The sequence below is a fragment of the Lentimicrobium sp. L6 genome (genome assembly GCF_013166655.1).
GTDB lineage: Bacteria > Bacteroidota > Bacteroidia > Bacteroidales > UBA12170 > UBA12170.
In genome coordinates this window covers 40,987-49,434 of the sequence record NZ_JABKCA010000040.1, presented here as the reverse complement: position 1 = coordinate 49,434, position 8,448 = coordinate 40,987, and the positions used below count along the sequence as shown (strand labels likewise).

The window sequence follows — 8,448 nt, the reverse complement described above, 5'->3', positions numbered from 1 at the left end:
CTAAATACCCACCACTTGTTTTTGTAACAAAGGTAGGTTCAATCCAGTTTTGGGCATGGCTTTGGAAGCAAAATAAGAGAAATAGGGAGATAATGATTAGTTTTTTCATGTTGGTATGCTTTAGGGTTTTTAATGCTGCTCAAATATAGGTAAAATACTATTCAGTATTGTTGTGTAATATTATTTTAGTCATGCTTTAAATAATTTCCTTGTCAAATAGCTACCAATCTTATAGACCAACAGTATGTCAAATCTATCATTCAAGGCATCATATTTTTAAAACACTAACTTCTCCCTCTTTCAAGCCTAAGTATTTCCCTGACAATTTCCGAGATATCCCTATACCATAAGTCCAATTCCCCCATGTTTAATTTTCTAGTTCTATTTAGAACAGAACTCACACAAACCTCTATAAAACACTATTATTCTAGCATTTAAGGACATGATTTTATTTAGAATAGTTATAAATTCTCGATTCCCCTTTCTGGTCTTTTGTTCATACAACCCTTTTAATATCTTTATCAAAAATCAATTGAGTTTCAACACATATAAATACTTTTTTTCGCTATGAGAATATCACGAATAAGAGCAGAACAAGAAAATGGTCTAGCACAAGCCGAAGAGCTTTTCAGACTCGACCCGCTCATCAAAAAATATAAAGGCAAAAAAGGTTCCATGATTCCTCTGTTACAAGGAGCCCAAGAAATGTTTGGCTATCTACCTAGAAAAGCATTTTTGAAAATTGCATCCGAAACTGGATTAGAATTATCTGACATGTATGGTGTGGCTACTTTCTATGCCCAATTCCGATTGGCACCTGTAGGTAAGCATATTGTAAAAGTATGTCACGGTACTGCTTGCCACGTACAAAATGCTAAAGCCTTAACCTCTGCTTTACAAGACACATTAGGAGTTAACGATGGCGAAACCACCGAAGACAATATGTTTACCCTAGAATCGGTAGCATGTTTAGGATGTTGCTCTTTAGCCCCTGTAATGATGATAGGCGACGAAACCTATGGTAATTTAGATGGGAAAGCGGCTTCTAAAGTGATTAGAGAAATTAAGTTGAACGAGAAAAACGCCTCATAATATGGAAAAGACACAAGTTATAATAGGATTAGGTAGCTGTGGTATTGCTGCAGGTGCCAATAAAACTTACGATGCTATTCAAAATATCATGGAAATTGATAAATTGGATATCGATTTAAAAAAGACCTCCTGTGTAGGTATGTGTTTTCGTGAGCCTCTAGTAGAGGTGATTGACGATACTGGATACTTCCTTTATGGTGGCATTGATGCAGCCAAAGCTTTAGAGATTGTAGAAAGACATGTTCAGAATCATGAACCTGTAAAAGATTATATAGTAAAGAGCGATTTGTTCCCAACTCCAGATGATAGCTATTTCCAAGGACAAGTAAAAATAGCCCTTAGAAATTGTGGTTTCATCGACCCAGAAAAAATAGAAGAAGCTGAAGCTAAAGACGCTTATAAAGCTTTACAAAAAATAGCCGATGAAGGCATCACTCGCGAAGCCGTTATCCAGACGGTATTAGATTCTGGTATTCGTGGTCGTGGTGGAGGAGGTTTCCCAACTGGAATGAAGTGGAAATTTGCTTATAACAGCCCAGGCAACGAAAAATATATCATCTGTAATGCCGATGAAGGTGACCCAGGTGCATTCATGGACCGTAGCTTATTAGAAGGCGATCCTCATGCCGTATTAGAAGGTATGGCCATTGGTGGTTATGCCATTGGTGCCAGCCAAGGTGTGATTTATTGTCGTGCGGAATATCCACTAGCTATCGTAAGATTAAACATTGCCATTGAGCAAGCTCGCGCCAAAGGATATATCGGCGAGAATGCTTGCGGTATTCAAGGATTCAACTTCGACCTTTATGTAAAAGAAGGAGCTGGAGCTTTTGTTTGTGGTGAAGAAACGGCATTGATTGCTTCTGTAGAAGGCGAAAGAGGAATGCCTCGTCGTCGTCCTCCATTCCCTGCCGTTAGTGGATTATGGAAGAAGCCTACCAATATCAATAACGTAGAAACTTTTGCCAATGTCCCTTATATTTTATTGAATGGTCCTGAGGCTTATAATCAATATGGAACTGATAAGAGCAAGGGAACTAAGGTTTTTGCTTTAACAGGAAAGATTAAAAAAGGTGGTTTAGTAGAAGTTCCTATGGGAATGACCATCGAAGACATTATATTTAAATTGGGTGGCGGTATTCAAGACGACAAACAGTTTAAAGCGGTTCAGTTGGGTGGACCTTCTGGAGGATGTATTCCAGCTCACCTTATTCACACACCGGTAGATTACGATTCTGTAAATGCAACTGGAGCCATTATGGGTTCTGGTGGTATGGTGGTGATGGACGAGACCACTTGTATGGTGGACTTGGCGCGTTTCTTCCTCGATTTTACTCAAAAAGAAAGCTGCGGAAAATGTACTTTCTGTCGTATGGGAACCAAGCGTATGCTTGAAATCCTCACTCGTATTACTGAAGGTAAAGGAGAAGAGGGTGATATTGAAAAACTAGAAGAATTATCTGTTCAAATCAAGAATAATTCTCTTTGTGGTTTAGGACAAACTGCTCCAAACCCAGTTTTAACAACCATCAAGTATTTCCGCGATGAGTATGAAGCTCACATCCGCGATAAGAAATGTCCGGCCAAGAGCTGTGTTCAATTGCTCACTTACGAAGTGATTGCAGATAAGTGTACTGGATGTACAGTATGTGCTATTAAGTGTCCTGTTGATGCTATTGATGGAGCTAGAAAAGAAATACATTTCATCCGCCAAGACGATTGTATCAAGTGTGGAGAATGTTATTCTAGATGTAAATTCGAGGCTATCAAGCTTTCTTAATCACCGCAAAAAATGAAAAAAATGGAAAAGACATTAAATATAGAACTCAACGGAAAAATCGTTAAAGCCTATCCGGGAGAAAGCATCCTTCAGCTGTCTAAAAGAGAAGGTTTCGAAATCCCAACTTTATGTAACGACCCACGTTTAGAGCCATTCAGCTCTTGCTATGTTTGCGTGGTGGAAGTAGAAGGCATGAGAGGACATCAGCCCAGCTGCTCTACCAAAGTTACCGAAGGAATGAAAATTATAACTGATAGTAATGGAATTAAAGTAGCTCGTAAAACTGCTTTAGACCTTATTTTGAGTAATCACTATGCCGATTGTAAAGCACCATGTACCGAAACTTGTCCTGCAGGTGTTGATGTACAAGGATATATTTCCTTAATAGAAAAAGGAAGATATAGCGATGCAGTAGCATTGATAAAAGAAACCAATCCACTTCCTGCTATCTGTGGTCGTGTTTGTGTTCGCCCTTGTGAGGTCGCTTGTCGTCGTAATTTATTGGACGAAGGAAATGCCGTTGGTATCGATTATATGAAGCGTTTTGCTTCTGATTATGACTTACAATCAAAAGATAAATATATTCCTGAAATAGCCCCTTCTACAGGTAAAAGAGTAGCGGTTATTGGTGCAGGCCCTGGTGGTTTGTCAGCAGCTCACTTCTTACAAATTAAGGGACACCAAGTTGATATTTACGAAGCCGCTCCAAAATCTGGAGGATGGCTACGTTATGGTATTCCTGAGTATCGTTTACCCAATGATATCTTAGATGCTGAAGTGAAAAACATCACTGACCTTGGAACAACTATTCACTATAACCAGAACTTAGGAGAAAATTTAAGCTATCAAGAGCTTAAAATGAAATATGATACTACTATCCTCACCATTGGTTCTCAAAAAGGAACTTTAATTGGTTGTGAAGGTGACGATGCTCAAAATGTATTCTCTGGAATCGACTTCCTAAAACAAATGGAAGTAACAGGCCAGAAAATGGATTTTAAAGGCAAAACGGTAGCGGTTGTTGGTGGTGGTAATACTGCCATGGACTGTTGTAGAACGGCTATGCGTTGTGGTGCTGAGAAAGTATACGTTATTTATCGTCGTACAGAAAAAGAAATGCCAGCTAACCCCATCGAAATTCACGAATCTAAGTTAGAGGGAATTGAGTATTTATTCCTCAATAACCCAACAAAGGTGAATAAAGATGAGAATGGCGTTTTGAAATCAGTGAACGTGATTAAAATGGAATTGGGTGAGCCTGATGCTTCTGGCCGTAGAAGACCTGTTCCAATTGAAGGTAGCGAATACGAATTAGACGTAGATTATATCTTAGCTGCTATTGGTCAAAAGACCAGAGTTAACTTTATCGACGATATCAATAAGCATGCTGGCGAAGGCGAATTAAAGATCAATCGTTGGGGTGATTTAGATGCGGCTAGAGCAACTTTACAAACTGGTATCCCTAATGTATTTGCAGCTGGTGATGGCGTTTCTGGTCCTGCGACTATTATTGAGGCCATAGCTCAAGCTCAAATCGCTTCTCGTTCTGCTCATCAATTTATGATGGGAGAAGAGTTTTCTGCTCCAGAAAAAGAATTCTTAAGCAAGCGCGATAATTTCAAGCCTCAAATAGCTGAAGATTATGTGGGTCGTTACGACAAGCAGATTCGCGAAGAAATGCCTGTTCTAGAAACTGATGACCGTTTCAACTTTAAAGAAGTAGAATTGGGATATGCTGACAAGGATGTTTGTAATCACGAAGCCAACCGCTGTTTAGAGTGTGGTTGTGTGGAATATTACGATTGTGACTTGAAAAAGTATGCTACAGAATACGATGCCGAACAAGAAAAATATGCTGGCGAATATCACGAATATCAAGTTGATTTCCGTCATCCATTTATCGAGATAGACAATAACAAGTGTATCCTTTGTGCACGTTGTGTGAGGATTTGTAAAGAAGTAGTGGGTGCCAATGCTCTTGGTTTAGTGAACCGTGGTTTCGATACCATAGTAGCTCCAAGCATGGGCGAAAGCTTAACAGATACCAATTGCGAAAGCTGTGGCCTTTGTATCTCTACTTGTCCTACTGCTGCTATTAGCGAAAACTTCTTCTTTAAGCCTGGTCCATTGGTAGAAGAAAAAGCAGAAGTGATTTGTAATCTTTGCTCTGTGGGTTGTACCTTAAACATCAACCATCACAATGAGTTCACCATGAAGGTAACAGGTGGCGAAGGACAGATTAATGAGGATGGTAATTTATGTCAATTGGCAAAGTTTGGATATCGCTATATGAACGATGTAAATAGAATCACCAAACCACAAATGAAGCAAGCCGATGGTAGTTTCAAAGAAATTAGTTTCGAAGAAGCTTATGACATCATCAAAGGTAGAATTGAATCCGTTGAGGCCGACGAGAATGTATTTATGGCAGGTAGCCGCTTGAGTAACGAGGAAATTTACTTGGTACAAAAGATAGCTCGTGCTGCTGCTAAAACTAATAATGTGGGTAGTTTCAGTTATTTGAACAGGGGTGGATTCTATGGTCAATCAGCAAATGACAATGTACCTTTCAATCAAATTAAAGACAGCAATAAAGTATATTTAATCGGTAACGAAATCTTTGAGAAGAATCCTGTGGTTGGATATAAAATCCAGAATGCCTTCTATAAGAATGAAATAGATGTTGCCGTATTAAATCCTAAATGTTGCGAGAAATTAGCTCATAAATATGCCAGCTTAGGCGAGGTAGACAGCTATTATTATTTCTTTAAAGCCGCTAACCATTATCTATTGAGTAATGGTTTGGAAAATGCTATGTTTATCGATGGCAGAACCGAAGGTTTCGAAGATTATAAGAAAGCGGTATTGGCTGAAGATTATAAACAGTTAATCGAGAAGTCTGGTATTAAATGCGTTGGCGATTTAGAAGCCTTTGTAAAAGAATACCTCCACGAGATGAATAATATCATTGTTTATTCTGAGGAGGATCTAACAGCAGAAGCAGCCCGCGAAGTTTATAATCTGGCACTTATCAGTGGTAAATTAGGCAAGACAGCCAACGGAATTATTTCACTAAAAGAGAAGAACAACTCTCAGGGTATTTTCGATATGGGTGCTCGTCCTTGCTTATTAACTGGTGGCATTGGTGCAGCTTCTCAAGAGGCACAAGACAAAGCCAAAGCAGTTTGGGGTGTGGATATGCCAAAAGAAGTAAATACGCTTAAGGAACTTATAAAAGGTGGTAAAATTAAGAATGGATTTATCTTTGGAGAAGATCCAGTTGGAACTACCAAGCACGACATTAGCCAAGGTTCTTGCATGGATAAGATGGAATTCAAAGTAGTTCAGGATTATTTCATGACAGAAACTGCCAAGCGTGCTGATATTATTCTTCCGGCTTCTTTCCCTGTGGAAACTGGCGGTAGCTTTACCAACACTCAGAAGTATATTCAAACTTTCGAAGCCTCCTTTGCTCCAAAAGTAGAGAAGACCAATCCCGTCCAGCTCATCGAACTTTTAGCCAAAATGGGTCATAATGGATTAGCTGATTTAACAGATGTAAACGCGGAAATGATTAAGTTCCTTCCTCCAAATAAATCTGAAGAGAAGCACCAATTGGTTTATACTAATGAAGAAGGTAATGAAAGCCCATTCACCAATAGCGCAGATCACATTATGAAGCGTTTTGCTGATGAGTTTAAAGCTGCTTTTGAATAATAGCAATTGTTTAAAATTGAATCTCTAAATCAATTTATATATTTCCCCTGGTCATTTTTGGCTGGGGGATTTTTTTTGGTTAAATGTTAAAACTAGAACTTTTCAACAGTTTAGTTATTCCTTATTATCGTATATTAATTTGTGGTAATTTTACCAAACTTATGTATAAAAAAGTTAATAGTAAGCCATTAATAAACTATTAAATATGAATAAATCTTTTGTAGCGTTTTTTGACATTTTGGGTTTTAAAGATTTAGTGAGTAGAAATTCACATGAAGATTTACTTGAAATTTATGATTTTGCATTGTATGACACTATAGAAACGGTGTTGCCAATGTTGAAATTAATCTATGGAATCATGCCAACATTAGGTACGAAAGAAATTGATACTCTAGAAATATATATTATTTCTGACAGTGTAATTATAATTCAAAAAGACACATCTATGAAAGGCTTTCTATATTTATTAGCTATAAGTAGAATTTTATTGAGTTCTTCAATAGGCGGTGGAATTCCTTTACGGGGTGGGATTTCTGTGGATGAAGTTTCAGTTTTAAAAAATGAATATGGAACGACAATTTTAGGAAAAGGTTTAACTAAAGCTTACGAAATTGAAAACACACAATCTTGGGCAGGGGCAATTGTAAGTCATGAATGTTTTGAATTTTTGAAAGAACCCGAGGCTAAAGGCTTAGCTAATCGACTATGTAATGTTAATAATGATATTTTAATTCGAAAATTTGATGTTCCTTTTAGAAATGGAACTAAGGAAAATAAATATGTTATTGAATGGACAAATTATGATTTAATCAAAAGCGAACAAGATGTAATTAGCTCTTTCTCTAAACATAATAAAAACTGTGAATCAGAAAGAGTACAAACAATTATTAAAAATACGGTCGGATTTTATCGATGGATACAGAACAGGAGCTAAAATAAGTACATATACAATTTGGGTTTCAGTTGTAAATCTAAAAATCTGAATATATTAAAAGAAAAGAATTAGCACATTTACTTTAGGGAAAGGACTCTTTGTTATAGCTTTTTTATTAAATAAGCAGACTCAAACAATATCGTGATTTATGAAATGAGATAATAAAAAAAATGGAATTCGAGAAATGGAATTTCGTATATGAATATCATTTTATAATAGTAAATAATAAAGGATGCTCACAAGATTTTTTTAATTTACATCTAGGTTAATTTACGAAATCCTCACTTTCAAAAGAAATTAAGGAATATGAATACAAATCTAATATTTAAAGAACTAAGTCATAACAGCGTTATTGAACCTGAAGTTTTATCATTTTTGCTTAAGAATGATTTAATAGTTGATGGAGCTTCTGGAGGAATAGTTTTAGGCGATTCTCATGACGAAGGAGGAATATTTGTAATTCATTTGACTGAAGAAGGAGAATGTAAATTAACTTATGAATTAGAAGGATTTGAATTCTTGATGAATCCATTTGGTACTGAGGAGTATTTGAGGGAATTACTCAATATTAACAAGGAATCCAAAAACAAATTGATCGAATTTGAAAACTATGAAATACCTAATGAAGTGGCTGTAGTAGATGCTCGAACAAAAAATATCAACGGGGTTGATTATAAAAAGGTATTAATATTGAGCAAAAACCCTCAAATGGTCCTAAATAAGCATTCAACACTCAAGTATTTGAAGAGGTTGAATGAAATAAATTATAATAGTTGGCCAAAAAATGAAACCCTCAATACTAATCAAAACATATAAATGAAAAGAATAATTCCAATTATAATCTTGCTGACTATATTCGGAGTAAAAGCTTAACACAAATAGAATATTCCGGGAAAATTGAAACTGGCTATTTAGGATTTCAATA

At 36.6% G+C, this 8,448-nt stretch carries 5 protein-coding genes; all 5 read left to right on the top strand.

Going from position 1 to position 8,448, the window contains the following annotated elements:
• Positions 1-567: 567 nt before the first annotated feature.
• The 5 genes from nuoE to HNS38_RS11315 all read left to right on the top strand — a co-directional run bounded on the left by nuoE (position 568) and on the right by HNS38_RS11315 (position 8,339).
• Complete coding sequence (gene nuoE / locus HNS38_RS11335) at positions 568-1,092, top strand: NADH-quinone oxidoreductase subunit NuoE (RefSeq protein WP_172283135.1); 525 nt, start codon at positions 568-570, stop codon at positions 1,090-1,092.
• 1 nt (position 1,093) lies between these two features.
• Positions 1,094-2,872 carry an NADH-quinone oxidoreductase subunit NuoF gene (locus tag HNS38_RS11330; RefSeq protein WP_172346488.1) on the top strand — a complete coding sequence of 593 codons (1,779 nt, stop codon included), beginning with the start codon at positions 1,094-1,096 and terminating at the stop codon, positions 2,870-2,872.
• Between the two features lie 21 nt (positions 2,873-2,893).
• Positions 2,894-6,589 carry an FAD-dependent oxidoreductase gene (locus HNS38_RS11325; RefSeq protein WP_172346487.1) on the top strand — a complete coding sequence of 1,232 codons (3,696 nt, stop codon included), beginning with the start codon at positions 2,894-2,896 and terminating at the stop codon, positions 6,587-6,589.
• Between the two features lie 205 nt (positions 6,590-6,794).
• Entirely contained in the window at positions 6,795-7,523 is a 729-nt protein-coding gene (locus HNS38_RS11320; RefSeq protein ID WP_172346486.1) for a hypothetical protein, read from the top strand.
• A gap of 306 nt (positions 7,524-7,829) precedes the next feature.
• Entirely contained in the window at positions 7,830-8,339 is a 510-nt protein-coding gene (locus HNS38_RS11315; protein WP_172283144.1) for a hypothetical protein, read from the top strand.
• The last annotated feature ends 109 nt before the right edge of the window (positions 8,340-8,448 follow it).

Bases quoted from the DNA above. Each gene is read 5' to 3' on its own strand.
- nuoE (WP_172283135.1), top strand. From the start codon at position 568: ATGAGAATATCACGAATAAGAGCAGAACAAGAAAATGGTCTAGCACAA.
- HNS38_RS11330 (WP_172346488.1), top strand. From the start codon at position 1,094: ATGGAAAAGACACAAGTTATAATAGGATTAGGTAGCTGTGGTATTGCT.
- HNS38_RS11325 (WP_172346487.1), top strand. From the start codon at position 2,894: ATGGAAAAGACATTAAATATAGAACTCAACGGAAAAATCGTTAAAGCC.
- HNS38_RS11320 (WP_172346486.1), top strand. From the start codon at position 6,795: ATGAATAAATCTTTTGTAGCGTTTTTTGACATTTTGGGTTTTAAAGAT.
- HNS38_RS11315 (WP_172283144.1), top strand. From the start codon at position 7,830: ATGAATACAAATCTAATATTTAAAGAACTAAGTCATAACAGCGTTATT.